Annotated in this window: 27 protein-coding genes, 1 tRNA gene and 1 pseudogene; 13 read left to right on the plus strand and 16 right to left on the minus strand. The window is 64.8% G+C overall.

All coding sequences use genetic code 11. The annotated features are described in order from the left end of the window. Positions 1 to 13: 13 nt before the first annotated feature. The 4 genes from PW843_19740 to PW843_19755 all read left to right on the plus strand — a co-directional run bounded on the left by PW843_19740 (position 14) and on the right by PW843_19755 (position 3,201). Entirely contained in the window at positions 14 to 298 is a 285-nt protein-coding gene (locus tag PW843_19740; protein MDE1148807.1) for a hypothetical protein, read from the plus strand. Between the two features lie 92 nt (positions 299 to 390). Continuing rightward, positions 391 to 669: a RebB family R body protein gene (locus tag PW843_19745; protein ID MDE1148808.1), complete on the plus strand. Its 279-nt coding sequence runs from the start codon at positions 391 to 393 to the stop codon at positions 667 to 669. 255 nt (positions 670 to 924) lie between these two features. Next, complete coding sequence (locus tag PW843_19750) at positions 925 to 2,424, plus strand: hypothetical protein (GenBank protein MDE1148809.1); 1,500 nt, start codon at positions 925 to 927, stop codon at positions 2,422 to 2,424. A gap of 51 nt (positions 2,425 to 2,475) precedes the next feature. Next, positions 2,476 to 3,201 (plus strand): Crp/Fnr family transcriptional regulator, encoded by a 726-nt coding sequence (locus tag PW843_19755; protein MDE1148810.1) that lies wholly within the window; start codon positions 2,476 to 2,478, stop codon positions 3,199 to 3,201. A 105-nt stretch (positions 3,202 to 3,306) separates the two neighbouring features. Here the strand turns inward: PW843_19755 and msrA are convergent, their stop codons facing one another. Next, positions 3,307 to 3,816: a peptide-methionine (S)-S-oxide reductase MsrA gene (gene msrA / locus PW843_19760; protein MDE1148811.1), complete on the minus strand. Its 510-nt coding sequence runs from the start codon at positions 3,814 to 3,816 to the stop codon at positions 3,307 to 3,309. 110 nt (positions 3,817 to 3,926) lie between these two features. Here msrA and PW843_19765 point away from each other — a divergent pair, with 110 nt between their 5' ends. Beyond that, positions 3,927 to 4,847 (plus strand): DMT family transporter, encoded by a 921-nt coding sequence (locus tag PW843_19765; protein ID MDE1148812.1) that lies wholly within the window; start codon positions 3,927 to 3,929, stop codon positions 4,845 to 4,847. Between the two features lie 128 nt (positions 4,848 to 4,975). Here the strand turns inward: PW843_19765 and PW843_19770 are convergent, their stop codons facing one another. From PW843_19770 to PW843_19780, 3 genes are all read right to left on the minus strand, one after another. Further along, positions 4,976 to 5,932 (minus strand): Hsp33 family molecular chaperone HslO, encoded by a 957-nt coding sequence (locus PW843_19770; GenBank protein ID MDE1148813.1) that lies wholly within the window; start codon positions 5,930 to 5,932, stop codon positions 4,976 to 4,978. A 99-nt stretch (positions 5,933 to 6,031) separates the two neighbouring features. Further along, positions 6,032 to 6,958, minus strand: coding sequence for an ornithine carbamoyltransferase (argF, locus tag PW843_19775; protein ID MDE1148814.1), 927 nt, complete (start codon positions 6,956 to 6,958; stop codon positions 6,032 to 6,034). Between the two features lie 17 nt (positions 6,959 to 6,975). Beyond that, the gene (locus tag PW843_19780; protein MDE1148815.1) at positions 6,976 to 8,148 is read right to left on the minus strand and encodes an aspartate aminotransferase family protein; all 1,173 of its coding nucleotides are present in this window, start codon (positions 8,146 to 8,148) and stop codon (positions 6,976 to 6,978) included. A gap of 325 nt (positions 8,149 to 8,473) precedes the next feature. Between PW843_19780 and PW843_19785 the strand changes: the two genes are divergently transcribed. Together PW843_19785 and PW843_19790 are read left to right on the plus strand one after the other, a co-directional pair. Then, positions 8,474 to 8,893, plus strand: a complete 420-nt coding sequence (locus PW843_19785; protein ID MDE1148816.1) for a polymer-forming cytoskeletal protein — start codon at positions 8,474 to 8,476, stop codon at positions 8,891 to 8,893. 88 nt (positions 8,894 to 8,981) lie between these two features. Then, complete coding sequence (locus tag PW843_19790; GenBank protein ID MDE1148817.1) at positions 8,982 to 9,575, plus strand: helix-turn-helix transcriptional regulator; 594 nt, start codon at positions 8,982 to 8,984, stop codon at positions 9,573 to 9,575. A gap of 200 nt (positions 9,576 to 9,775) precedes the next feature. On the opposite strand, the gene PW843_19795 is transcribed toward PW843_19790, so the two are convergent. Both PW843_19795 and PW843_19800 read right to left on the minus strand, forming a co-directional pair. Continuing rightward, positions 9,776 to 10,345, minus strand: coding sequence for a hypothetical protein (locus PW843_19795; protein ID MDE1148818.1), 570 nt, complete (start codon positions 10,343 to 10,345; stop codon positions 9,776 to 9,778). A 207-nt stretch (positions 10,346 to 10,552) separates the two neighbouring features. Beyond that, on the minus strand, positions 10,553 to 11,545 hold the full coding sequence (locus PW843_19800; GenBank protein ID MDE1148819.1) for a nucleoside hydrolase: 993 nt from the start codon (positions 11,543 to 11,545) through the stop codon (positions 10,553 to 10,555). Positions 11,546 to 11,753: 208 nt separating this feature from the next. On the opposite strand from PW843_19800, the gene PW843_19805 reads away from it, so the two are divergent. Continuing rightward, positions 11,754 to 12,431 carry an HAD-IB family phosphatase gene (locus PW843_19805; protein MDE1148820.1) on the plus strand — a complete coding sequence of 226 codons (678 nt, stop codon included), beginning with the start codon at positions 11,754 to 11,756 and terminating at the stop codon, positions 12,429 to 12,431. Between the two features lie 128 nt (positions 12,432 to 12,559). On the opposite strand, the gene PW843_19810 is transcribed toward PW843_19805, so the two are convergent. The 5 genes and pseudogenes from PW843_19810 to PW843_19830 form a co-directional block, all read right to left on the minus strand. Continuing rightward, complete coding sequence (locus PW843_19810) at positions 12,560 to 13,036, minus strand: SAM-dependent chlorinase/fluorinase (GenBank protein ID MDE1148821.1); 477 nt, start codon at positions 13,034 to 13,036, stop codon at positions 12,560 to 12,562. Positions 13,037 to 13,184: 148 nt separating this feature from the next. Next, positions 13,185 to 13,349 (minus strand): annotated as a pseudogene (locus tag PW843_19815) (hypothetical protein). A 184-nt stretch (positions 13,350 to 13,533) separates the two neighbouring features. Beyond that, positions 13,534 to 14,256, minus strand: coding sequence for a Bax inhibitor-1/YccA family protein (locus PW843_19820; GenBank protein MDE1148822.1), 723 nt, complete (start codon positions 14,254 to 14,256; stop codon positions 13,534 to 13,536). Between the two features lie 212 nt (positions 14,257 to 14,468). Further along, positions 14,469 to 14,542, minus strand: a tRNA-Gly gene (locus PW843_19825). 128 nt (positions 14,543 to 14,670) lie between these two features. Continuing rightward, positions 14,671 to 15,282: an N-acetyltransferase gene (locus PW843_19830; protein ID MDE1148823.1), complete on the minus strand. Its 612-nt coding sequence runs from the start codon at positions 15,280 to 15,282 to the stop codon at positions 14,671 to 14,673. A 527-nt stretch (positions 15,283 to 15,809) separates the two neighbouring features. On the opposite strand from PW843_19830, the gene apaG reads away from it, so the two are divergent. Beyond that, entirely contained in the window at positions 15,810 to 16,202 is a 393-nt protein-coding gene (apaG, locus tag PW843_19835) for a Co2+/Mg2+ efflux protein ApaG (GenBank protein MDE1148824.1), read from the plus strand. A gap of 147 nt (positions 16,203 to 16,349) precedes the next feature. Then, a complete protein-coding gene (gene folE, locus PW843_19840; GenBank protein MDE1148825.1) occupies positions 16,350 to 16,988 on the plus strand; it encodes a GTP cyclohydrolase I FolE in 639 nt (212 codons plus the stop codon). Between the two features lie 190 nt (positions 16,989 to 17,178). Here folE and PW843_19845 read toward each other — a convergent pair whose 3' ends face one another. Then, a complete protein-coding gene (locus PW843_19845) occupies positions 17,179 to 17,712 on the minus strand; it encodes a hypothetical protein (protein ID MDE1148826.1) in 534 nt (177 codons plus the stop codon). 827 nt (positions 17,713 to 18,539) lie between these two features. Here PW843_19845 and PW843_19850 point away from each other — a divergent pair. Together PW843_19850 and PW843_19855 are read left to right on the plus strand one after the other, a co-directional pair. Further along, the gene (locus tag PW843_19850) at positions 18,540 to 19,013 is read left to right on the plus strand and encodes an Hsp20 family protein (GenBank protein MDE1148827.1); all 474 of its coding nucleotides are present in this window, start codon (positions 18,540 to 18,542) and stop codon (positions 19,011 to 19,013) included. Between the two features lie 115 nt (positions 19,014 to 19,128). Then, the gene (locus PW843_19855) at positions 19,129 to 19,374 is read left to right on the plus strand and encodes a DUF1150 family protein (protein MDE1148828.1); all 246 of its coding nucleotides are present in this window, start codon (positions 19,129 to 19,131) and stop codon (positions 19,372 to 19,374) included. A 247-nt stretch (positions 19,375 to 19,621) separates the two neighbouring features. Here the strand turns inward: PW843_19855 and groL are convergent, their stop codons facing one another. Beyond that, entirely contained in the window at positions 19,622 to 21,253 is a 1,632-nt protein-coding gene (groL, locus tag PW843_19860; GenBank protein MDE1148829.1) for a chaperonin GroEL, read from the minus strand. A gap of 106 nt (positions 21,254 to 21,359) precedes the next feature. Continuing rightward, entirely contained in the window at positions 21,360 to 21,647 is a 288-nt protein-coding gene (groES, locus tag PW843_19865; GenBank protein ID MDE1148830.1) for a co-chaperone GroES, read from the minus strand. A 313-nt stretch (positions 21,648 to 21,960) separates the two neighbouring features. Between groES and PW843_19870 the strand changes: the two genes are divergently transcribed. After that, positions 21,961 to 23,250, plus strand: a complete 1,290-nt coding sequence (locus PW843_19870) for a hemolysin family protein (protein MDE1148831.1) — start codon at positions 21,961 to 21,963, stop codon at positions 23,248 to 23,250. A 314-nt stretch (positions 23,251 to 23,564) separates the two neighbouring features. Here the strand turns inward: PW843_19870 and upp are convergent, their stop codons facing one another. After that, complete coding sequence (upp, locus tag PW843_19875; GenBank protein MDE1148832.1) at positions 23,565 to 24,215, minus strand: uracil phosphoribosyltransferase; 651 nt, start codon at positions 24,213 to 24,215, stop codon at positions 23,565 to 23,567. A gap of 110 nt (positions 24,216 to 24,325) precedes the next feature. Next, positions 24,326 to 25,180, minus strand: coding sequence for a diguanylate cyclase (locus PW843_19880; protein MDE1148833.1), 855 nt, complete (start codon positions 25,178 to 25,180; stop codon positions 24,326 to 24,328). Positions 25,181 to 25,297: the final 117 nt, after the last annotated feature.

Consider the following 25,297-nt stretch of genomic DNA (forward strand, 5'->3'; position numbering starts at 1 on the left):
GCGTGAGGTCAATATGGGCGACGGAAGCCATGAGCAGAATGAAATTCGCGGCAACAGTGGAATTGTTGAACAGATCAAAGCCGAAGTGCTTGAGGCGATCATGGTCGAAGTCCGACCTCTCCTTCAGCAACTCGCAGATCTGGCGGCTAGCCAGAAGGCTCCATCGGATCAACCGCAGCTTGCTGCCCAAGGAATGCAGTTGCAGGCCGCAGCGCGCTTGGCGGATCTTCAAAATCGCATCACCGAGAGAATAAACACACGCAGAAATAATATTCAAAAATATATTCGGAAAAAATAGTTAGCTGACAATGGTCAGTAATCCACTTCGGCGGTTACTTACCAAAGTAATCGCCGAAGAAACACCTACAAAGACAAACCGAGGAGAGTCTAATGACCACCGTTTCCCCCCAGATCACCGATGCCGTGACCCAGGCCAATGTCAAGGTCGTGGCTGAATCCCCCGCCATGGCGATGAGCTCGCTCTACCAGGTGGCGTCGCATTCGACGGGCCTGATGTTCGAGAACGCCGTGACCACCCAGAACAACCAGAACATCCTGGGCCAAGCCGCCACCACCCAGGGCGTCATGCAGATCTACAGCCTGGACACCATCGCCGACGCCATCGCCATCGCCCAGATGCTGTCGGCCAACGCGGCCACCGGTGGCTGACGAGGATAAGGGGCCCGTTCACGCGGGTCCCTTTTCTTGGGTCCCCCCTTAAGCGCTTTTGGCTCTGACGGGCCGGACGCGCGCGCCCAGATCGCGTCGAAATCCTGCCGGACGTCAGAAGGCACGTCTGCCCCACCTGGAGATCGGATAATGCGGCTTGGCCCTCCCTTAAACCCTAGGCGCCGTCATTCCCTAGCACAGCCGGGCGAAAAAATGCCCGTTACTCCCCGTCCAACACATACAGAGGAGGTTAATATGGAAAAAAATGATGGAAGCTTTGGTGTTGTTGCAAATATAACATTCAGCGATGGGACAGATAGCGGAACTTATGTCATTTATTGCAAAGACTCAAAAATGAAAGATCCAAAAACCCAAGATTTCTCTCTTGGTATATTCAGTAACTATGCCCAGTTACTATTAATATCCCTAAAAAACAAATTTCAAGTAGGAAGCAATAGAATTGACATTCCTGCTAATATTGCATCAGCAGATCTTATTGGCGTGGTCATTAACATTGAAGATGGAAAAAAAATAGATAATTATATAAGCTACGCGACACTTCCGTTTATTTACATATGCAATAATGAAATTGGATTGAATGCCTCACGTGATAACCAGAATGGCAGAGGCATTTCGATATATCAGCACGACGGAAGATCGGGCCAAAATGAAATCTTCACACACACGTCAAATATTCAATTGGATAGACAAAATGGAAATTTCAGCATAACAGGAGCAATAAATAACATTCTGAATATAAATGTTTCTACAAATCACGTTGTCGAAATCAGCGATGATTTTATAAAAGAAATGATAAATAAATACAATAATGAATTTATTAAAGATGGTTATATAAATGGTAGAAATATGTTTGATATGATTTATGAAGGAATATCAGACGTTGTTGGTGACGCATTTTCTCAGAGTCAGGGTGGTGGATTCGGTCAAGTTCTGATTGACATCGCAGATCGCTGGACTTCAATGCCAAAGACAAAGAACAACGGTGACTTTAATATTGGCGCAGCAGTCTTCTTAAGAAAATTCTCCAAAGAATACAAATACGACAGGCACTACACCATGATGCGATCATTGAACATTAAAGGAGTCAATAGAGCCGCACACGCAGAAGTACGCATGTCCATAGTCTTGGATTTTCTGAGCGCTGTTAATGTTATTGGCGTTGATAAAGTAGAATCATTTGCAATGTTCCCAACAAAATGGAAAGACAGAAACAGTGTGAGCAGTTTGGCGAAAAATATTTTTGAGTGCACAGAAAAAAATGGAGAATTTGTTCTATTTAGTTCTCTTCTTCCTTGTTACATGTGCGAAGGAGTCATCGAATCTACAAATGACGGTTATATAGAATCGATAAACAACGCCCCGGTTAATTTATGGAATTCATTCTATAAATTAGAAAAGACCGCAAATATCTATAAAACTGCCTATTACGACATAGATTCCGCTGTCAACTATCGAGAAATCGATGCCTTTCGCGATGAAAAGTCGACGCAAGGTACAAGATATATGGTGTCCGCACCGACCTACATAAACGACTATCTGCCCAATAACGTTAACGTGACTTATGCTTTGGACACAACCATCCCGATTCGTTCCATCGCCGTGCCGAATGCGGGTGAGCAGGATCCGAAAGTGGGCCTGTCCAATGATGCGACCGCGGCGCGCTATCGCATCTCGGGCCAACTGATGGCCGCCTGCAATGTCGCTCCAAGTATCCAGCGCGTAAATTTTCGCTAGCCGGCATCGCGGGGCGTCGAGGCGCCGACGTCAGCAAAAAAAGGATCAGGGATGAAGACGGTTGATGACATCGATCTGCTCCCGGGCGGCAAGGCGGCGGCCGGCTTCGCCCTGCCCGTCGCCCTAGTGCCGCTGTTCGCGGATTTGAGCGAGAATGAATTGCCTATCGTGCAATCGATAGGCCGGTCAATCGCGGTCAGCAAAGGGCAGGTGCTGATTGACCAAGGGGAGGCCTGTCGCGGTTTTTACGTGGTGGCATCAGGCTGCCTTACCCAGCGCAAGGTGGCGCCCAATGGCCTGGTGTTCGCGGTGGGGCGGATCAAGCCCGGCGACTTTTTTGGCGAGGGCGCGCTCATCGCCAACCACCCCAGTGAGGTGGAGGTTGTGGCGACCACACCGGCCACCCTGGTCACTTTCCGCCCTGCCGATTTCCGCACGCTGATGGAGCGCTTTCCCGCCATCACCCGGCGCCTGATTGAGGAGCTGACCACCCGCATCGACCGCCTGGCCAATCTCAGCTTCGAGATCGCCACCATGAAGCTGGATGCGCGCCTGCGCCGCGCCATTGAGGAACTGGCCCGGGAATCCAACCAATTGCATGATGGCGGGATCATCCGCCCGGCCCCGACCCATGCCGAGTTGGCGACGATGCTGGGCACCAGCCGTGAAGTGGTCAGCCGGTCCCTGATCACACTGAGCCGGCAGGGCTCGATCAAGACCGGCCGACAGCAGATCCAGATTCGGTCCGTGAATGGCTTGAACTGGACCCAAGGCTGAAGCGCCGTTCCCGGGTCGCATTCCGCTGAAGATCGCGGGCCGGCATCCCCCACGGAAAAGGCCGCCCCGCTGACGGACGGCCTTTTCAAACGTGGGGACGCAGGCTTACTTGCCGGTCAGCACCCAGTCGGGGCGCACCCAGTGGCAGGTGTAGCCGCCGATGTTCTTTTCCAGATAGTCCTGGTGGTAATCCTCACCCTCCCAGAAGGCGCCCAGGGGCACGATCTGGGTGACGACCTTGCCCGGCCAACGGCCGGACGCCTCGACCTCCGCCGTCACTTCCTCGGCCGTCGCCTTCTGTTCGGGCGAGGCGTAGAAGATGGCGCTGCGGTACTGGCTGCCGATGTCGTTGCCCTGACGGTCGGTGGTCGTCGGATCGTGGATCTGGAAGAAGAACTCGATCAACCGACGGAAGGCCAGCTTGGACGGATCGAAGGTGATCTCGATCGCCTCGGCGTGGCCGGTGGTGCCGGTCTTCACTTCCTTGTAGGTCGGGTGCTCCAGCTTGCCGCCGGTATAGCCCACGCGGGTGTCGACCACGCCCGGCACCTTGCGGATCAAATCTTCCATGCCCCAGAAGCAGCCGCCGGCCACGGTCGCAGTTTCGGTCGTCATCGTCGTTTTCCTTGGGAGAAAGCAAAAGTCAGGTCCTGCAAGTAAGCGCTGGCGACCCTGGCTTCAACAGGGATGTTGAGGTCGGGGAATGCCGGGCTACAGTGGCGCCCATGCGCTTGGCCTATCTACACCTCACCGCCGCCATGATCCTGGTGGGCTTGTCGGTTCCCGTCACCAAGATGGCGGTGGCGACCGTGCCGCCCCTGGTGGCGGCCGACGTGCGATTCGCGCTGGTGGCGGTGGCGCTGGCACCGTGGATGCTGCTGCGCGGGCGGGCCGCCCTGCCGACCGGCCGCGGCGACTGGGCCAGCCTGGCCTGGCTGTCGCTGTTCGGCATGGTGCTGTTCAACGTCTTCCTGATGTACGGCCTGCGCGGCACCAGCGCCACCACCGCCGGCATCCTGACCAGCACCATCCCCGCCGCCACCGCGCTGTGCGCCGCCGTGATCCTGCGCGAACGGCTGACGGCCCAGGGCACGCTGGCCATCGCCCTCGCCATCGCCGGCATCGCCGCGCTTAACCTGGCGTCCGGGGCGCATGGCGGTGGTACCGCCGATTCGGTAGGGGGCAACGCCCTGGTGATGGGGGCGGTGGTGTCGGAGGGGCTGTACAACGTCTTCGCCCGGCGCCTGGCCGGCGTATCGCCCCTGGCCGCCACCTTCCTGGCCAACCTGGCGGCAGCACTGCTGTCCCTGCCCTTCGCCGTCGCCACATCGCACGGGATGGGCCTGATGGCGCTGTGGGCGGCCCTGCCGCCCGGCCTATGGGCGCTCTACGCCGCGGCCTCGCTGGGCAACGGCCTGGTGGCGGTGGTGCTGTGGCTGAAGGGTGCGGCGCGGGTGCCGGCCAGCAAGGCGGGTCTTTTCACCGGCCTGCTGCCGGTCACCGTGCTGGTGCCGTCACTGTTCCTGCTGGGGGAGCGGCCGGCATTGGCCCATGCCCTGGGCTTGGTGGGGGTGCTGGCCGGCATCGCCGTGGGCGTCATGCCCGGACGAAACCGGCCAGGGGTTGATACCGCGCCCACGACCTGAGGCAACGCCCCAGGTCGTGGTAGGACGCGACCGCGTCCGCCGCAGGTTTCCGGGAAACGTCAGTGGACTGGAAACCGAGGAAGCCCAAGCCAGCGGACGCAGGCGCCCGGCGATTGAGGGAACCTTTGTCAGAACTCCGCGCCGTAGACAGCGGCCAACTGGGCGTCGTCAAAGCGGTAGGCCATGCTGCAGAACTCGCACGCGACCTCCACCACGCCGTCCACCTTCAGTTCGGCCACCTCATCCCGCGGCAGGGACTTCAGCACCGTTTCCACCCGCTCACGCGAGCAGCGGCACTGTGCGGCCAAATCGTGGGCATCGTAGACCCGCACCTCTTCCTCATGGAACAGGCGGAACAGCACGTCGTTCACCGGCAGCGCCGGGTCCAGCATCTCACCCGGGGTGACGGTGGACAGCAGGGCCATGGCCCGCCGCCAATCGTCCTCCAGGTCGCTGGGCTTGGCGTCCGACACGACACCGCCGGCGTCCTCATCGGGCAGGGCCTGCAGCATGATGGTGCCGCCGGCCCACTTGCCGGCGTCGGAGAGGCCGGCGTGAACGACGATGCCCGTGGCCAGCTGTTCCGACTGGGTGAAGTAGTGGCGCACGCAATCGTCCATGCGCTCCCCCTCCAGCCCGACGATGCCCTGGTAGCGTTGGGTGTGCTCCCCCTGATCGACGGTGAAGGCGAGGTAGCCCTTGCCCAGCAGGGTGGGCACGGGGGCCTTGTCACCAGGGGCCTCCAGGGCGGTCTTCAGCGCGTCCTCGTCGAACTGGGCGTAGCCGCGCACGGCGCCGGCGCTGGTGACGTCGGCCACCATCAGGCGGATGGGGCCGTCGCCCTTGGTCTGCAGGGTGAACACGCCCTCATACTTCAGCGCCGCCGCCAGCGTGGTGGCCAGGGTGATGGTCTCCGCCAGCATCTGGGCGACGGGGCCCGGATAGGCGTGCCGGCCCAGGATCTCGTCCAGCACGGGCCCGAGGCGCACCATGCGGCCGCGCAGGTTGGACCGGTCCAGCTGGAAGGGCTGCACCTTGTCGAATTCGGGGGTGAGAGTGGCGGTGGAAACAGCGGCGGTGGTCATGATCGCGTACCCCAAAACAAAGGCACCCGACCGGCGGGCACGCCGATCGGGGCCATGTAGAACATTCGGGCCGGACACCCAGTCCAGCAACCCGAACGCTTAGACGTTCAGGCACCAGGACAGGATGCCCTTCTGGGCGTGCAGGCGATTCTCCGCCTCATCCCAGACCACGGACTGCGGCCCGTCGATGACGGAGGCGGTCACCTCCTCCTCCCGATGGGCCGGCAGGCAATGCATGAATATGGCGTCGGGGGACGCCAGTTTCATCAGCCCGTCATTGACCTGGAAGGGGGCCAGCAATGCCATGCGCGCAGGCGCGTCCTTGTGGTGCATGGACACCCAGGTGTCGGTCACCACGATGTCCGCCCCCTCGGCCGCGGCGCGCGGGTCCTCGGTCACCGTCAGGCGGGCACCCTCGGCCGCCGCCCAGGCGATGGTCCCGTCCGTCGGCTGAAGGCTCTTGGGTGCGGCCACGCGAACCTCGAAGCCCAGGCGGGCGGCGGCGTGGATCCAGCTCTGGCAAACATTGTTGGCATCGCCGCTCCAGCAGACGACGCGGCCCTCGATCGGCCCGCGCTTCTCCTCGAACGTCATGATGTCCGCCATGATCTGGCAGGGGTGGGAGGTGTCGGTCAGGCCGTTGATGACGGGGATGGTGGCGGCACCCGCCATCTCCTGCACCTTGGCCTCATGATCCGTGCGGATCATGATGACGTTGACGAAGCGCGACAGCACCCGGCCGGTATCGGCGATGGTCTCGCCATGGCCCAGCTGGATCTCTCGGCCCGTCAGGGTGATGACCTCACCGCCCAGCTGGCGCATCCCCACCTCGAACGAGACGCGGGTGCGGGTGGACGGCTTCTCGAAGATGGTGGCCAGCGTCAGGCCCTTCAGCGGCTGCGGATGGGCCGGCGTGCCGACGGTCTTCTTCAGAGCCAGGCCCCGGTTCAGGATGTCGCGCAGCGTGGCCGCGTCGAAGTCGCTGATGTCCAGGAAATGCCGGACCTTCTTGGCATGATCTGTCATGTCTCAGGGTCCCTTGGTCAAACCGCCAAGGCCGCACAGGTGCGGTCCAGGATGGCGATGGCCTCATCGATCTCCGCCTCGCCCACGATCAGCGGCGGCAGGATGCGGATAACGTTCTCGGCGGCGGACACCACCAGCATGCCGTTGTCGCGCAGCGCATCAACCAGCGTACCCGCCGGGAGGACGCACTTCACGCCCAGGATCAGGCCCTTGCCGCGCACGCTGTCCAGCACCTTGGGATGGCGCGTCACCAGCGCCTCCAGCTTGCCCTGCAGCAACGCGCCCTTGGCGATGACGTTGTCCAGGAATCCCGGCTGCAACATCACGTCCAGCACGGCGTTGCCCACGGCGGTCGCCAGCGGGTTGCCGCCGAAGGTGCTGCCGTGGGTACCGGCCACCATGCCCTGGGCCGCCTTCTCGGTGGCGAGGCAAGCGCCCAGCGGGAAGCCGCCGCCGATGCCCTTGGCGATGCACATCACGTCCGGCGTGATGCCGGCCCATTCATGGGCGAACAGCTTGCCGCTGCGGCCCATGCCGGACTGGATCTCGTCGAAGTACAGCAACAGGCCGAACTCGTCACAGACGGCACGCAGGGCCCGCAGATAGTCCAGGCTGGCCGGACGCATGCCGCCCTCGCCCAGGATGGGTTCCACCAGGATGGCGCCCGTCTCCGGCGTGATGGCGGCGCGCAGTTCGTTCAGGTTGTCGTAGGCGACCCGGTCGAAGCTGTCGAGTAGGGGGCCGAAGCCCTTCACCATCTTGTCCTGGCCGCTGGCGGCGATGGCCGTCATGGTACGGCCATGGAAATTGCCGCCGGCGACGATGAAGCGGCTCTTCTCCGGATGGCCGGTCTCATAATGGTATTTGCGGATCGTCTTGATGCCGCATTCCCACGCCTCGACACCGGAATTGGTGAAGAACACGGTGTCGGCGAAGGTCAGCTCCGTCAGGCGGGTGGCCAGCTTCTCCTGCCCCGCCACGCGGAACAGGTTGGAGGTATGCCACAGCTTATGCGCCTGCTCGGTCAGCTTCTCCACCAGATAGGGGTGGGCGTGCCCCAGGGCGTTCACCGCGATGCCGCTGGTGAAATCCAGGAATCGTCGGCCGGTGGTGTCGTAAAGGAAGCAGCCCTCACCCCGATCGAACACAACGTCGATACGGGAATAGGTCGGCATCACGACAGGAATCACGGCCAGACACTCCTTTGTTTTAAACAAGGTATTGCAAATCTATAGCCGGCCGGGGAAGCCCACGGCGCCCGTACCGGGGTTTTGGAACCGCCGACTATTGTGCGCGCGCGGGCCCCCGTCAATCGTATCCAGCCCGATTCCGCCTCCCCCCTGCCATGCACGGCGACACGGGGACCGGGCGGGATCTTGTAAGATCCCGTGGGAGATGTTGCGAAAAACCCCAGGAACGCTTAAGAGTTTCAAAGCGTCCGGCCCGTTTCGGCGGGGGCGAAGATGCGTCATGGGGATTTTAGGTGCCGGCCACGCCGGACAATGAGGGGGACCGATGGCCAGTGACATCCTCGATCCGCGCAGCTTCCTGCGGCCAGGCCTGAACGGCGGCCCGCAGGCGGAAGCGGCGGCCGACCTGCCGGGTGGCGTGACCACCATTTCGCCGGAAGCCCGGATCGAAGGCGCCAAGATTTCCCACTGCCATACCTTGCATGTGGCCGGCCGCCTGGTCGACGTGCAGTTGAAGGAAGTGAAGGTCCTGGAAGTGGCCGAGGGGGGCCATTTCGAAGGCACCGCCGTGGTGGAAAGCATGAAGGTTTCCGGCCGCGCCACCGGCACCATCGAGGTGACGGGCACCCTGTCCATCGGGGAAACGGGCCAGGTCGACGGCACCATCCGCTACGGCCGCATCAGCATCGCCGACGGCGGTTCCATCTCCGGCACCATCCAGAGCGGCCCCGCCGCCGCGCACTGACGCTTGGCCGGGGTGCCGAATGGCGCCTTTAGGGGGTAAGGTGAGGGGCGGTCCAGCGGGCCGCCCTTTCGCTTTTCAGGGGGCGAAGATGACGGATGGCCGAAGCTTAGTCGCCGACCTGCGGCGCCTGCGCCGGGTGCGCGGCCTGAAACAAGGCCACGTGGCCGACCTGCTGGGGGTGACCCAGGCGACGGTGTCGCGCTGGGAACGGGGCCAGACCGCGCCGGACGCGGACCATGCCGACCGCATCCATCGCCTGCTGGACCAGGCGCTGGCCCAGGCCCAACCGGGGCACGACGGCGCGTTGAAGCGCCTGGTGCGCCACTCCACCCTGCCCGTGCACCTGATCTGCGACCGCAGCCACCGGCTGCTGGCGGCCTCACCCTCGCGGGAGGCGGAATGGACAATGGCGGCCAGCACCATGCTGGGCGTGCCGCTGTTACCCTACGCCACGCCACAGATCCTGGCGGCGGAGGCCGGCCTGGCCGACGCCGGCTGGTACGAACGGCCGGACAGCGTGCTGGATCTGGAGACCGAAACCAACGGCCGTGCCGACCTGCTGATCCGCCGCAGCCGCATGCGATGGGAACGCATCACGCTGGAGGACGGCACGGCGGGCCGCCTGGTCACCACCCTGCGCTGGGGTTCCCCGAATGGCGGGCCGCCCATCCCGCTGACTTAGAGCCGGCTGCGTTTAGAGCAAGATGCGATCAGGCATGATCGCATCTTGCTCTTAAGCTGTTCATGATAGAGCGGATTTACACGATCAGGTGATTCCACCTGATCGCGTTCCGCTCTAATCGGAACCACAGCCGGCTCTAGTCGAGCCTGTTCGCGCGCAGATCCACGCTTCAAGGCGATTCCGCCTTTACGCGATCTGCTCTAGTTCTGCATTTCCTGGGTGGACAGGATGCCTTGCAGGGTGTCGCCACCGGCGATGGGAACGCCGCTGTGGGCGCCGGTCTGGTTGTTGGCGTTGGCCGCCTGAGCGCCATAGGCCGCCTGGCCGGTGGTGGCGGCACCCTGGCCGCCACTGTCCAGCAGGCCGGTCTTGCCGTTCTTGTCGGCATTGGTCATCTGGCGGACCTTCTGCTCCACCTCGCGCATGATGGTGCGCTCAAGGTCGGCGCGCTGGTCCGGCGGCATGTTGGCCACGTCCGCCTCGGTCAGGCCCTTGGACTGCAGGGTGTCCTCGGCCACCTTCTGCTTCATCTGCTTGATCTGGTACGACCAGTAGCCTTGCATGCCGCCGCTGGTCATGTCCTTCAAGATGGACTGGGGATCGTCGTCCCCCTTCAGCATGTCGGCGAAGGCGCTGTCGGTCTGCGCCGTCGACAGGTTGCTGCTGGTGGAAGATGCGCCGGCGGAGGTGCCGGCGCCCTGTGTCCCCAGTAGGCTGGACGCCCCCGCCGACTGGGTCTGGTTGCTGGTGTTCAGGAACGACATCGCCATGGCCCTCTTGGAAGCGTCCGAACGCCACCCGCCCATGTGGGGGATGGTTGACGATGTCTTTCCAAGCAAGGCCCGGGCCGGACCGAAGTTCCCAAGAAGCCCAGGGTTTCAGCCGCTTTACACCCGGCAAACGGCACCATGTCCGCCAAGATGCGGGCAAAAGATTCCGACACATCGGCAACAATTGCCGATGTGTCGTACATCGGGTCAGACGCCGAAGCGCTTCAGCCGTTCCACCAGCAGGTCGAAGAAGGCATCGCTGTCGGCCTGCAGCATGACGGTGGCGTTGCGTGGGCGGCCGGTGGTGTTCCAGCGGTCGATGACCGTCTGGCCGGTGGTCAGCGGGCTGCCCGTCTCGATCTCCACATTCACGGTCTTGCCCTGGAAAATCTCCGGCCGGATCAACCAGGCGATGACGCAGGGGTCGTGCAGGGGGCCGCCGTCGGTGCCGTACTTGGCCTCGTCATACCGCTGGTAGAAGTCCAGCATCTCATAGGTCGCCTGGGCCACGCGGTTGCCCACGGCCTGGATGCGGTCCATGTGGCGGCGGGATGTGAGCACCTGGTGGGTGACGTCCAGCGGGAACATGACGATGGGCACGCCGGACTTGAAGACGATGTCGGCGGCGTGCGGGTCGACATAGATGTTGAACTCGGCACAGGGGCTGGAATTGCCCCCTTCCATCTGCGCGCCGCCCATCAGCACGATCTGGCGCAGGCGCGGCGCGATGGCCGGTTCCTTGACCAGGGCGCGGGCCACGTTGGTCAGCGGGCCCAGCGGGCACAGGGTGACGGTGCCCGGATCCTCCCGCATCACCGTCTCGATGATGAAGTCGACGCCATGCTGGTCCTGCAGCGGCATGGTGGGTTCCGGCAGGATGGGCCCGTCCAGGCCGGTATCGCCGTGCACCTCGGGTGCCGTGTGCAGCAGGCGCACCATGGGCCGGTCACAGCCGGCGAAGACCTTCACGTCGGGCCGGCCCGCCAGCTCGCACACCCGCCGGGCGTTCTTCTCGGTCCAGGGCAGGGGCGCGTTGCCGGCGACCGCCGTGATGCCCAGCACCTCCACATCCTCCGGGCTGGCCAGCGCCAGCAGGATGGCCACGGCGTCGTCCTGGCCGGGATCGGTGTCGATGATGATCTTGTACGGCTTGGCCGCCTCAGCGGAGGCGGCCATCAGGGCGGTGGGCGTCGTGATCATGGGGACAAATTCTCTAAAACGCGGCGCCTGGGCGATCGCCGGCAGCCGGCTCGATGAGCGGAAAGGCGACACTTAGCGCGAAAACCACTTGAGAGGAAGCGGCCGGACCCGTCTTATTATGACCATTCCATCTACCTCTAAAGCCCATATACCCCTTAAGATAGGCGCACGCGCCATCTCGCCCCTCACCATTCGAGCGTCGGTTCCCATGTCCCCTTTCCCTGCGCAACTCCAGACCGGCGACCTGGCCCAGACCGGCGGCCTGCCGGGCCTGGCCGTGTTCGATTTCGACGGCACCCTGGTGCGCGGCGACAGCCTGCTGCCGTTCCTGGCGCGGGCGGTCGGGCGGGAAACCCTGCGCCGCCAGCTGGCCCGCAGCATGGCCGGGGCCGCGGCCCGCCGCACGGTGGTGAAAGGCGGCCGGCCGGAGGACGCGGACGATGATTTCAAGACGGCGTTCAAGCGCCGGCTGCTGCGCCGCTGCCTGGCCGGCGTACCGGCGGAGCGTGCCCGCGAGGCCGCCCACGACATGGCGGGATGGGTGCGTTGGCACAACCCTTTGCGCGACACCCTGCTGCGCCATGCCGACCAGGGGCACCGGGTGCTGGTCGCCACCGGTGCCCTGACCCTCTACATGCCGGCCCTTCTGGCCGACCTGCCGGTGCACGACCTGCTGGGGACGGAGATGGCGGTGGACGGCGGTGGCCTGCTGACGGGCGAGATGGTGGCCGGCAATTGCGTGCGCGCGGAAAAGGCCCGCCGCCTGGATTTGTGGATGGCGCAGACAGGCCCCTACGGCCAGCGCTGGGGCTATGGCAACCAGCCCAGCGACCTGCCCTTCCTGGCGCTGATGGATGAGGCGACGGTGGTGCCCACGGCGCACTGATATCCAAGCCCTCAGGCGCCGGGCGCGGCCGTCCGGCCGCTGGGCTTCCTCGATTCCCCGTCCGCCTTCGGCTTCCCGGAAATCTCCGGCGGCTGCGGTCGCAGCCTAGGATGGGCTATACTACCGGCCTACAGCTTGATGTAGGGCGCCCGCACGCCGATCGGCGTCCCCAGGGTGAGGCCTAGCACCCGGTCCGCCCGGTCCTGGTTGACCGCGATCTCCACCAGCCCGCTGGAGTTCACGTACCAGAAGGGCGTGCCCTTGGGCACGGCGCCGAAGGTCCGGGCCGGCTCCACCGCCTGGCCGCCATTGGCACCGCGAACCCAGAGGCGCGCGTCCGGCGCCACACTGCCGTCCGCAGTACCAAGAGGGCGCAAGCCCGTCCAGCCATTGCCATAGCTGTCGATGTAGAGGATGCGGCCATGATCGGCGGCATCGCCGTCCAGGGCGGCCCCCACCAGGTCGCCCGGCGCCAGCGGCTGTCCCCAATCCCCCAAATGCTGCTTCCCGGCCAGCAGGGCCGCCACCGGCGCGAACAGGTCGCGGCCATGGAAAGAGACGGACAGGGCGTCGGGCCGCCACCTGATCTCCCACGCCTCGACCATGCCGCCGGCGGCAAGGGTGTCGGCGATTACGGGCTGGAACAGGCCGTTGTCCGGCCCCCACCAGCCAGACCGGGCGACCGGGCGGCCCGCCGCTCAGCCGCACGGCCAGGGGCCGGCGCTGCGTGCCCACGCCGGGGTCGATGACGGCCAGGAAGACAGGGGGCCCGGCAGCAGCCGGTAACGGCGCCAGCGTGGCCGGCAGGATGGCCGCCAGCAGCCGGCCGGCGGCCAGGGGATCGAAGGCGGGGGCGTCGTGCATCAGGTCGACGGTGGCCGTGCCCGCCGGCGCGCGGGCCGCCAGCACCGCCCGCATCTGCCCGACATAGGGACCGGACCAGCCGAAATCGGTGTAGAGGAAGATCATGGGCGCGGACCTCGGGATCGGCGCTTGGCAGGGAACATTTCCCCATCATGCCGATCCCTTGTGGCCAAATAAAGAAAAGGCCGCCCGGTTTCCCGGACGGCCCTTCCTCAGCAAGGCGTCAGACGCTGACGGCTTAGTTGCGACGGTCGCCCATCAGCTGCAGCAGCGACATGAAGATGTTGATGAAGTTCAGGTACAGGCTGAGCGCGCCCATGACGGCCAGCTTGGTGTTGGCTTCCACGCCCCAGGAAGAGGCGTACATCTCCTTGATGCGCTGGCTGTCATAGGCGGTGAGGCCCGTGAAGATCAGCACGGCCAGCACCGACACCGCGAACTGCAGCGCGCTGGAGGCCAGGAAGATGTTGACCAGGCTGGCGATGACGATGCCGATCACACCCATGATCAGGAAGGAACCGAACTGCGTCAGGTCGCGCTTGGCGGTGTAGCCATAGAGCGACGCGCCGGCGAAGGTGGCGGCGGAGATGAAGAACACCCGCGCCACGCTGGCCCCGGTATAGACCAGGAAGATGCTCATGAGCGACAGGCCCATGACCGCGCAGTAGGCAAAGAAGACGGCACGCAGCGTGCTGGACGACATGCGGTTGAAGCCGGCCGACAAGGCGAACACGAAGGCCAGCGGGGCGAAGATCACCACCCAGCGCAGGGGCGTGCCGAAGATGGCCGCCACCAGGGCCTGGGACTGGGCCCCGAAGAAAGCGACAAGGCCGGTGACGATCAGGCCGACAGTCATATAGTTGAAAACGCGCAGCATGTGCTGACGCAGGCCCTCATCGAACAGGGCCCGGTCGTAAGCGCCCGTGCTCGACGCATAACGATTATAGGGTCCGATAGCCATGACGTTCCTCGATGCTCCAGGAATGCTTCACGCGCCCCCCATGGGCCGCAGCTTCCATATTGTCCCACCCGTCCCACGATTCAACGGTAAAGCGCAGCGGCGGGACCGGGGTTACACACTTGTAATGTGGGGATGAACGGTGACGGAACTGAGGCGTGGAACCGTGCCGTCGGCTGGCCGGACGCAAAAGCGCATCAAACGGGCAGACGATTTGGAGCGGGTGAAGGGAATCGAACCCTCGTCGTAAGCTTGGGAAGCTTCTGCTCTACCATTGAGCTACACCCGCGCCGGGAAGGAGCTTATAGGGCTTTCCGGGGGCGCGTTCAAGCGGCTGTGGGCTTGGGGCCCGGGATAAATCACCAAAATGGCCGCCCTCAGGCGGGGTCGTTCAGGTTGGCCGGGGGCGGAGCCGGTTCAGCGAACCGCCCTCCGGCGTGGGCGGGCGACCTTGGCGGCGGGGACTTCGGCGGGCGTGCCGGCAGTCGCCATGGCGGCGACCGGGGCCAGACGGGCCGGGACGCGGCCCAGCATGCCCTGGGCCTTGGCCAGCGATCCGGGCACGAATTCCAGGCCCAGGAAGCGGTCCAGCTCCACCGGGCCCGGCAGCTTCAGGCCCAGCACCGGTTCACGGCTGAAGCCGAAACGGCTGTAGTACGGGGCGTCGCCCACCAGCAGGACACTGGCGTAGCCCAGCGCCTCGGCCCGCGCCAGGCTGGCGCGGATCAGCTGGCCACCCAGGCCGGCGGACCGGTAGTCATCGGCCACGGCGATGGGGCCCAGCATCAGGGTAACGGTGCCGTCGGCAGCCATTACCGGCCAATAGCGGATGGAGGCCACCAGCCGCGGCTGGGCAACGGAATAGCCCGGCGCTTCTTCATCCAGGGCCACCATGCAAAGGTCGGCCACGGGGGCGATGCCCCGGCGCAGGCGGTATACGGTCTTGGCTTTGCGCTTCGGTCCGAAGGCGGTGTCGAGCAGGTGTTCGATGGCGCCAGCGTGCGCCGGCAGCTCAGTCGTCAGGATCATACGATTGGGGTGTCCCGGTTCTCTAAAACATGGGCGCCTGGGGCGCCTAGAGACCGGAACCGAGGGGCGTCGCCGAGAAAGGGGCGACGCTTCAGCATCCGGCCGTGATACGACCCTGTCGCCCGCAAGGCAGGCGACCGGAGGATCGTCGTCGAAGGAGGAGGCTGGCGTACATATAACGCGCCGTCGGTAGTTGCACCTGAGGGCCTATATGAGGCCAAGCCCCCCCTGGCGCAAGCGCGTTTTTGCCCTCGACCCATCGTTCCGCTGGGATCGGCATCCCGCCCCCCGCAACGCTGGGCGGCCATTCGTCTGTGATATGCTGACCAAATCATTTCACAAGCCCCCTTCGCGGCGGCGACCTCAGCGGCCATCCGGCCCTAAACATTTGGAGATCGCCGGCGAACGGGCCTAAGAAGGACGGAGCAGGAGATTGGGCCGCATGGGCCGATCCGGCGCGGGTGCCCCCGAGCGCCCCCCGCCGTGGCCCCGGCCGGAAAGACATGCCCTCCGGAAAGACATGCCCCATGTACAGTGAAACCACCCACGCCATCCGCGTCAGCGTGCGCCCGCAGTTCCTGGATGACCAGTCCTCCCCGGCCGAGAACCATTATGTCTGGGCCTATACCGTGCGAATCGAGAACACCGGGGGCGAGGTGGTGCAGCTACGCGCCCGCCACTGGCACATCACCGACGCCCTGGGCCGGGTGCAGGAGGTGCGGGGCGCCGGCGTGGTGGGGGAACAGCCGGTGCTGAGCCCCGGCCAGTCCTTCGAATACACCAGCGGCACCCCGCTGAGCACGTCGTCCGGCATCATGGTCGGCAGCTATCAGATGGAACGCAGCGACGGCAGCCGCTTCGACGTGCGCATCCCCGCCTTTTCCCTGGACAGCCCGCACGGTCGCGGCCCGTTGAACTGAGCCTTCGGCGACGCCACCTGGGGAAAGCCACCCGGGGGAAACTGCCCCCCACACGATTGAACGCCTGATCTGGACCGCCAGAGCCGAAACGAAGGAAGAAACCCCGTGCCCCAAGCCAAGAAGAAGAACGCCGAGAAGGCCGAGAAGATCGTGGCCGGCCCGGTCCACCAGCGGCGTACCGTCGTCGCCCCGGCCGGGCGCCCTACCCGCGAGGAGGCCGAGGCGGCTGTGCGCACCCTGCTGCGCTGGGCCGGCGACGACCCCACCCGTGAAGGCCTGCTGGGCACGCCGGACCGCGTGGTGCGCAGCTATGAGGAGTTCTTCGCCGGCTATGCGTCGGATCCGATGGAACTGCTGGCCCGCACGTTTGAGGAAACCGACGGCTACGACGAGATGGTCGTGCTGCGCGACATCCGGTTCGAGAGTTATTGCGAGCACCACATGGTGCCCATCATCGGCGTCGCCCACGTGGCCTACCTGCCGCGGTCCCGCGTGGTCGGCATTTCCAAGCTGGCCCGGGTGGTGGAGGTCTACGCCAAGCGCCTGCAGATCCAGGAGAAGATGACGGCGCAGATCGCCAACACCATCGAAGAGGTGCTGCAGCCCCTGGGCGTGGCCGTGGTGATCGAGGCGGCGCACCAGTGCATGACCACCCGCGGCGTGCACAAGCCCGGCGTGTCCATGGTCACCAGCCGCATGCTGGGCGCCTTCCGCACCGACCCCAGCACCCGGCGCGAATTCCTGGCCATGATCGGCAGCCCCAGCAACAGCGGCGCGATGTTTTAAGAGCGCCGCCGCACCAGCAAAAAGGCCGGCGGCGACTCGACATCGCCACCGGCCTTTTTGTTTCCCATTGCCGCCAGCCGCCCTTTTCCCTAGGACGCGACCGCGTCCGCCGGAGCGTTTTGGGGAGCGAAGCGGACTGAAACGCGAGGATAGCCAAAGGGCCGGACGGCCCTGCCGGCGCCTGAGGAACTCACAAAATCAAAGCCGCGAACAGGTTGTCGCGGATGCCCTTGGCCAGTTGCGCGTCCATGTCGTGGGACATGTCGCGCACCAGTTGGGCCCAGGTCTTTTCCCGCTGGTTCAGGGTCACATCCTCCGCCACCGACTGGCTGGACGTCACCACCACCGAGGTGCTGCCGGCGTAGCTTTTGGCCGGCATGTCGACCTGGATTTCCACCTCCAGCCGGCCATCGTAACGCTGCGACTGGTCGGTGGTGAACCAACCCTTCACGCCGCTGGTGCGGGGCAGGTTCACCTCCACGATGCTGGCGTTGCGGATGATCACCCGCGCCTTGCCGCTGGAACCAGCCGCCTTCAGGCGGTCCTGCACCCACAGGCGCACCACTTCCGCCGGGGTCAACTGCAGCTGGTATTCGATGTTGGGCGGCTTCATGGGCGAGACGTAGTCGTTCACCACCTCGATCTCGGCCACGTTCAGGGTGATCGGGGTCTCATCGGCGAAGCCGAAACCACCCGATTGCGCCATAGCGGAACGGGATGCCATCGGCCCCATCGCCAACAAACCAAGCACGAGGGCTAAGAACAGACGGCGCATGGGATCACCTCAGGACAAAGCAAGAAGCCGGAATTGAACATGGCAATGCTTGTGTCACGCCCCCGGCGACTGTTCAAGCGCGACACCGGGATAACCTCCTACCAATGGCGGTGGACGGGGCCCCTCCAGCGAATCGGCCCCCTTCCGGAGGGCCTAGCCTCAAGGAATCCGGGCGGCACCGAAGATGCCATCGGGCTGCGCGCGGTCCACAGTCGAGTCAAGGGCGAATCACGGTGCCGCATGGGGCCTTAGTGGTAGGATACATACCCGGTGAAAGCGTAGCCTTCTTCATTAATATCATTTGTTTTCAATTGTTTAGATAATTTGCCCAGAAAGTAGGCAAACACGCCGAAGGCCCGGGACTCCTGGTGCCGGGCACATCGATTCACAGAGTTATCCACAGATTCTGGGGACAGCCGGCGCGGGCCTCGCGCCCTGGCCGAAAGGCAGGTCCTTCCCCGCCATGAGACTCATTTGGAGCGCCGTGACGTGCATCGCAAGACATAGGAGCGGCCGCGCCGATATTCGTCCGGCACAGTCGCGCAGGGGGGATTGCCCGGAGGACGCCTGAGGCCCAGCCCGCGCGCCGGCGCTTGTCTTGAACCGTGGGAGGGGGTACCCATGTATGACGTGAGGCGGTGCCGTTCCGGGCCGCCGAGCAGTGGCCTCAACGGCACCACATACGGCATCACGGGCGCATCCGCGCCCGGGAACGCGGTACGGGACGCCAGGGGCCGCCCCCGCACACTCGCTCCATGGAGGAGGTTGCCGTTATCATGAATACCCGAGTCTCGTTCCTGAACAGCCCGTTCCTGCTGGGCTTCGACCAGTTCGAGCGTACCCTGGACCGGATTTCCAAATCCGCCGCCGAGGGCTATCCCCCCTACAACATCGAACAGATCGGTGAGGACGGCCTGCGCATCTCGCTGGCCGTGGCGGGGTTCACCTTCGACGACCTGCAGGTCCAGACCGAAGACAACCAGCTGATCATCCGCGGCCGCCAGCACGACGACAAGTCGCGCATCTACCTGCACCGTGGCATCGCCGCGCGGCAATTCCAGCGCAGCTTCGTCCTGGCCGACGGGATCGAGGTGCTGGGCGCCAGCCTGGATAACGGCCTGCTGCACATCGACCTGCGCCGGCCCATCCCCGAGCCCAAGGTCCGCACCATCAAGATCAACGGCGCCGGCGAGGGCGCGGCACAGCCGCAGACCATCGACGTGTCGCCGGACAAGCATTCCGCCCCCTGACCATCCCGCCCCACAAAAACCCCAACCGGTCCCAGATCAGGCCATTTTCCGCCTTCACCCTGACAGGGCTTCCAAAGAGCCTGTCTTCCTCACGTTGCGAAAAGCGAGTGACATCATGACCGACAGCTTCGACACCGACATCCCCGCCCTGAGCACCGAGGCGCTGCGCCACCTGTCCACCCAGGATTTCGCCACCTTCGGCGTCAACGTCCTGGCCTATGTGAAGCCGGTGGTGACGCAAGGTGTGCTGGGGTACGCCATCCACGCCGCCGACGGCACCCCGCTGGCTGTCGCCGCCTCGTCCGAAGTGGCGCTGGCCTCCGTCCGCCAGCACGACATGGACCCGCAGCGGGTGCACTGATACCCGTTCCTCAGGCGCCGGCGCCCCCATCCGGGGGCTTGGCTGTCCTCCTTTTCTGGTCCGCTGACGCTCCCCGGAAAGGTCCGGCGGCCGCGGTCGCGGCCTAGGGACAAAAAATGGAAGCGCTCGTGGCAAAAGCCACGGGCGCTTTTTCATAGGCTGAGACACGGCGCGCAGCAAAAGGGCCGGTCCCATCGCTGGAACCGGCCCTTCGCTTAACCGCTAGGGTCGCTCAGATGAGCGGACCTTAGAAGTCCATGTCGCCCATGCCTTGGCCACCGGCTGGCGGGCCCTTCTTCTCGGGCTTCTCGGCCACCATGGCTTCGGTGGTGATCAGCAGGCCGGCGACGGAAGCGGCATCCTGCAGGGCAGTGCGCACGACCTTCGTGGGGTCGATGACGCCGAACGCGAACATGTCGCCGAACTCACCGGTCTGGGCGTTGTAGCCGAAATCGGCGCTGGCCTGGTCCAGCAGCTTGCCGACGACGATGGAACCATCGACACCGGCGTTGAAGGCGATCTGACGCACCGGCGACTGCAGGGCCTTGCGGACGATGTCGATGCCCACGCGCTGCTCGTCGTTGACCGGGGTCAGGCCAGCCAGGGCCTTGGTGGCGTACAGCAGGGCGGTGCCGCCGCCGGCGACCACGCCCTCTTCCACCGCGGCGCGGGTGGCGTGCATGGCGTCGTCAACGCGGTCCTTGCGTTCCTTCACCTCGACCTCGGTGGCGCCGCCGACGCGGATGACGGCAACGCCGCCCGCCAGCTTCGCCAGACGCTCCTGCAGCTTCTCACGGTCGTAGTCGGAGGAAGTCTCCTCGATCTGCGACTTGATCTGGCCGATGCGCGCCTCGATGTCGGCCTTGGCGCCGATACCGTCCACGATCGTGGTCGCGTCCTTCGTGATCACCACCTTCTTGGCGGTGCCCAGCATGTCCAGCGACACGTTCTCAAGCTTGATGCCCAGGTCTTCAGAGATGACCTGGCCGCCCGTCAGGATGGCCATGTCTTCCAGCATCGCCTTGCGGCGATCACCGAAGCCCGGGGCCTTCACGGCGGCGATCTTCAGGCCGCCGCGCAGCTTGTTCACCACCAGCGTGGCCAGCGCCTCGCCTTCCACGTCTTCCGACACGATCAGCAGCGGGCGGCTGGACTGCACCACGGCTTCCAGCACCGGCAGCAGGGCCTGCAGGCCCGACAGCTTCTTCTCGTGCAGCAGGATGAAGGGGCTGTCCAACTCGACCGTCATCTTGTCGGCGTTGGTCACGAAGTACGGCGACAGGTAGCCGCGGTCGAACTGCATGCCCTCGACGACTTCCAGCTCGGTGTCGAAGCCCTTGGCCTCTTCAACCGTGATGACGCCTTCCTTGCCGACCTTGTCCATCGCCTTGGCGATCATCTCGCCAATCTCGGTCTCGCCGTTGGCAGAGATGGTGCCGACCTGGGCGATCTCGGCCGAGGTGGAGATCTTCTTGGAACGGCTCTTGATGTCCGCGATGACGGTGGAGACGGCGACGTCGATGCCGCGCTTCACGTCCATCGGGTTCAGGCCGGCGGCCACGGCCTTGGCGCCTTCGCGCACGATGGCCTGGGCCAGCACGGTGGCGGTGGTGGTGCCGTCACCGGCGGCGTCGTTGGTCTTCGAGGCCACTTCGCGCACCATCTGGGCGCCCATGTTCTCGAACTTGTCGGCCAGCTCGATCTCCTTGGCGACGCTGACGCCGTCCTTGGTGATGCGCGGCGCGCCGAAGCTCTTGTCGATGACGACGTTGCGGCCCTTGGGGCCCAGGGTCACCTTCACGGCGTCAGCCAGGATGTCCACGCCGCGCAGCATGCGGTTGCGGGCATCGACGCCAAACTTCACTTCTTTGGCAGCCATATCTCTATTCCTTGAATTCCGGTGGGCCGAAGCCGGCCCACCCCATGTGGCGATGAGGGGAATACCGAAGGGCGGCGACCCGTCAGGGTCGGCCGGCCCATCCCAATCAGGCGATCACGCCCAGGATGTCGGATTCCTTCATGATGAGGAAATCGGCCCCATCGATCTTGACCTCGGTGCCCGACCACTTGCCGAACAGCACGCGATCACCGGCCTTCACGTCCAGCGCGTTCAGCTTGCCCTGCTCGTCACGGGCGCCGGGGCCGACGGCCACGACCTCGCCCTCCTGGGGCTTTTCCTTGACGGTGTCGGGGATGATGATGCCGCCGGCGGTCTTCTGTTCACTCTCAACGCGGCGCACCACCACCCGGTCGTGCAACGGACGGAACTTCATGGAATCTCTCCCTGAAAAGGCAAAAGGCCTACAATAAGGCGATAAGGGGGGCGAGCCCGCTGTTAGCACTCGACCCCAGTGAGTGCTAGCGGAGATAATACGAGTCCGGATTTGAATCAAGGGCGCTCACGTCCAGGTCGCGGCCGGTCGCGGAAACTTCACGGGGGCGATCGCCCCATCCCACGCCTTGTTTCAAGGGCATACGCCGTAAATCTAGGCGGCCCTGTGACGGCGGGGACGCGACAGAGTGTCCGTCCATGCTATCGTGCCGCGTGCACCCTTCCCGAGACAGGCACCGAAGCCCCCGCCCCTGATGCTTTACCTGCAAGTCGCCATCCTGGTCCTGCTTATCCTGCTGAACGGCTTTTTCGCCATGTCCGAACTGGCGGTGCTTTCCGCCCGGCGCGGCCGTTTGACCACCCTGGCGGAGAAGGGCCACCGTGGCGCCCGCACGGCCCTGGCCCTGCAGGAGAACCCGTCGCACTTCCTGTCCACGGTGCAGATCGGCATCACCATGATCGCCATCGTGGAGGGGGCGTTCGGCAGCGCCACCCTGTCCGGACCGCTGGCCGAATGGCTGGCCCAGGTGCCGGCCCTGGCGGAGCATGCCGAAAGCATCGCCGTCGCCCTGGTGGTGCTGTGCATCACCCTGCTGTCGCTGATCATCGGCGAACTGGTGCCCAAGCGCCTGGCCCTGCACGCCAGTGAGCGCATCGCCCTGGTGACCGCCCCCTTCCTGCAGGCGCTATCACGCGTCGCCGCCCCGGTCGCCTGGCTGCTGGGCGCCGCCACGGAGGTGGTGCTGAAGCTGCTGGGGGCCGCCGGCAAGCGCGAGAACGGCGTGACGGAAGAAGAGGTCAAGAGCCTGATCGCGGAGGGTACGGCCGCCGGCGTGTTCGAGCCGGAGGAAAAGCGCATGATCGAGGGCGTGCTGGGGCTGTCGGACCGCCCCGCCCGCGCCATCATGACCCCCAGGCTGGAGGTGATGTGGCTGGACCTGAACGACGACGTCGCCCAGTTGACGGCCGAAATCCAGGAAAGCCACCACAGCCGCTTTCCCGTCTGCCGCGGCAGCCTGGATGAGGTGGTGGGCGTGCTGCACGCCAAGGCGGTGCTGGACGCCGTTCTGGCGGGCGAAACGCCGGACCTGGCCACGCTGGCCAACCCCGCCCTGATCGTCCACGACGGCACGCAGGTCATGCGCCTGCTGGAACTGTTCCGGTCATCCGGCCAGCAGATGGCCCTGGTGGTGGACGAATACGGCAGTGCCGAGGGCATCGTCACCCTGACCGACATCCTGGAATCCATCGCCGGCGACCTGCCCGAGGCCCACGACGTCGATGAGGACGAATTCGTGCGGCGCGAGGACGGGTCCATGCTGATCGACGGCCGCATGGACATCGACGAGGCCAGCAACGTCCTGGACCTGCCGGGTCTGCGCGACGGCGGCGACTACCTGACCCTGGCGGGTTTCCTGCTGTTCAAGCTGGGCCACCTGCCCCGCGTGGGCGAAGGCATCACCCACGCCGGCTATCGCTTCGAGGTGGTGGACATGGACGGCCGCCGCATCGACAAGATCCTGGTGACGCCGCCGGCGGAATAAGTGTTCCCTCAGGCGGCGGGCGCGGGCGTCCGCCCGCTTGCCTCATCCTCGTTTTGCGGTCCGCTGACGCTCCCCACAAAACTCCGGCGCCCGCAGTCGCGGGCTAGGGCCGGCGGGGCGCCGCCGTCCCCTGGTGCTTCAAACGGTTAGCGGACTCAAGGATGCCGACGTCAGTCGGCTAGGCCGCGACTGCGGCCGCCGGAACGTTTTGGGGAGCGTCAGCGGACTGAAACGTGAGGACAAGCCAAAGGGCGGGATGGCCCTGCCGGCGTTTGAGGAAAACCAAAAACCCCGGCGCCTGAGGAAAACAAAAACTACTTGGTCCCGAACAGCCGGTCGCCGGCATCGCCCAGTCCCGGGACGATATAAGCGTCGTCGGTCAGGTGGCTGTCCAGGGCGGCGGTGTAGACCTTCACCGCCGGATGGGCGTCGTGGAAGACGCGCACGCCTTCAGGGGCAGAGACCAGGGCCATGAAGCGGATCTGGTCGTCCGTCACGCCGTGACGGTTCAGCACGTCCACGGCGTGCACGGCGGAATTGCCGGTGGCCAGCATGGGATCGACCAGGATGAAGGTGCGCCCGGCCGCAGCCGGCAGCTTCACCAGGTATTCCACCGGCTGCTTGGTCTCATGGTCACGGTAGAGGCCGATGTGCCCCTCGCGGGCACCGGGCATCAGTTCCAGCAGGCCTTCGGCCATCACCAGGCCGGCGCGCAGGATGGGCACCACCGCCACCTTCTTGCCCTCGATCACCGGCGCGTCCATTTCCACCAGCGGCGTCTCGATCCGCTCCGTCGTCAGGGGCAGGTCGCGGGTCAACTCATACCCCATCAGCAGCGCGATCTCGCGCAGCAGCTGGCGGAAACCCATGGTGGAACGCCGCTTGTCCCGCATATGCGACAGCTTGTGCTGGATCAGCGGGTGGTCGGCGACGAACAGGTTGGGGAAATCGGGGACGGTGCGCATGGGGGCGATGACCAGAATCGGAAGGGAAATGAGCCTCAAGCTAGCGGACCGTGCGACCAAGCGCCACCGTCGCGAAGCTGCAACAAAGGGATGCGATCCTGACCGGCTGGTCAGCCCGCCCGAACGACCTGATTACGGCCCTGGCGCTTGGCGGCGTAAAGTGCGGTATCGGCCTCGGCCACCAGATCCTCGGGGTCGCAATCGGACCGCGCCTCGGCCAGGCCGAAGCTGGCGGTGAAGCGGATGCTGCGCCCGCCGCCGATGGCGACGGCCATCGCCTCCATATCCTGGCGCAGGCGTTCCACCACGGCGTAGCCATCGGTCAGGTTGGCGTCCTTCAGCAGGATCAGGATCTCCTCGCCACCCAGGCGGAAGGCCTCATCAAAGCTGCGGATGCCCTGGTTGACGGCGCCGGCGGCGGCCATCAGCACGCGGTCGCCAGCCTCGTGCCCATAGGTGTCGTTGACCGTCTTGAACTTGTCGAGATCGCACAGCGCGATGCAGAAGGGCCGGCCGGTGCGGCGGAAGCGGTTGACCTCACGCTCCATCTCCTCCCGCAGGCCGGTGCGGTTGCGCAGGCCGGTCAGGGGATCGATGCCACTGCCGGCGATGCTGAACGCCCGCTCGATCCGGCGCAGCAGCTGCATGAACTCGTCAAACTTCTCGATCACCGCCTCATATGCCGGCAGCGAGGGCGGCTGCCCTTCGGCCGCGCGCATCTGCACCAGGCGGGCCATGCGGTGCATCTGGTCATGCAGGGCGATCAGGCGGTCGATGGCGGGCTGGTCCGCCAGCTCACTGCCCGAGGCGCCGCGCACCCAGGCGGGGAAGGCCACAGGCGCGGGCACGACGCTGCCGTCACCCTGGTTGAAGAACGCCGCGCGATGCCACAGGCCGATCCACCGAAGATGCTCATCCACCACGCCGGCCAGACCGGCGGCCGATGGAAGGGGGGACTCGTTCATTGGGGGAAAATGTCCCTGATGGCACCGTTGGACAAGCGCAGGTATTGGGCGCTGCCGCCGGCAAACAATGGCGATGCCCGTACTTTAGGTCATTCCCTCAGGGTTTGCATCGGCCTT

Source organism: Azospirillaceae bacterium (assembly GCA_028283825.1).
Taxonomy (GTDB): domain Bacteria; phylum Pseudomonadota; class Alphaproteobacteria; order Azospirillales; family Azospirillaceae; genus Nitrospirillum.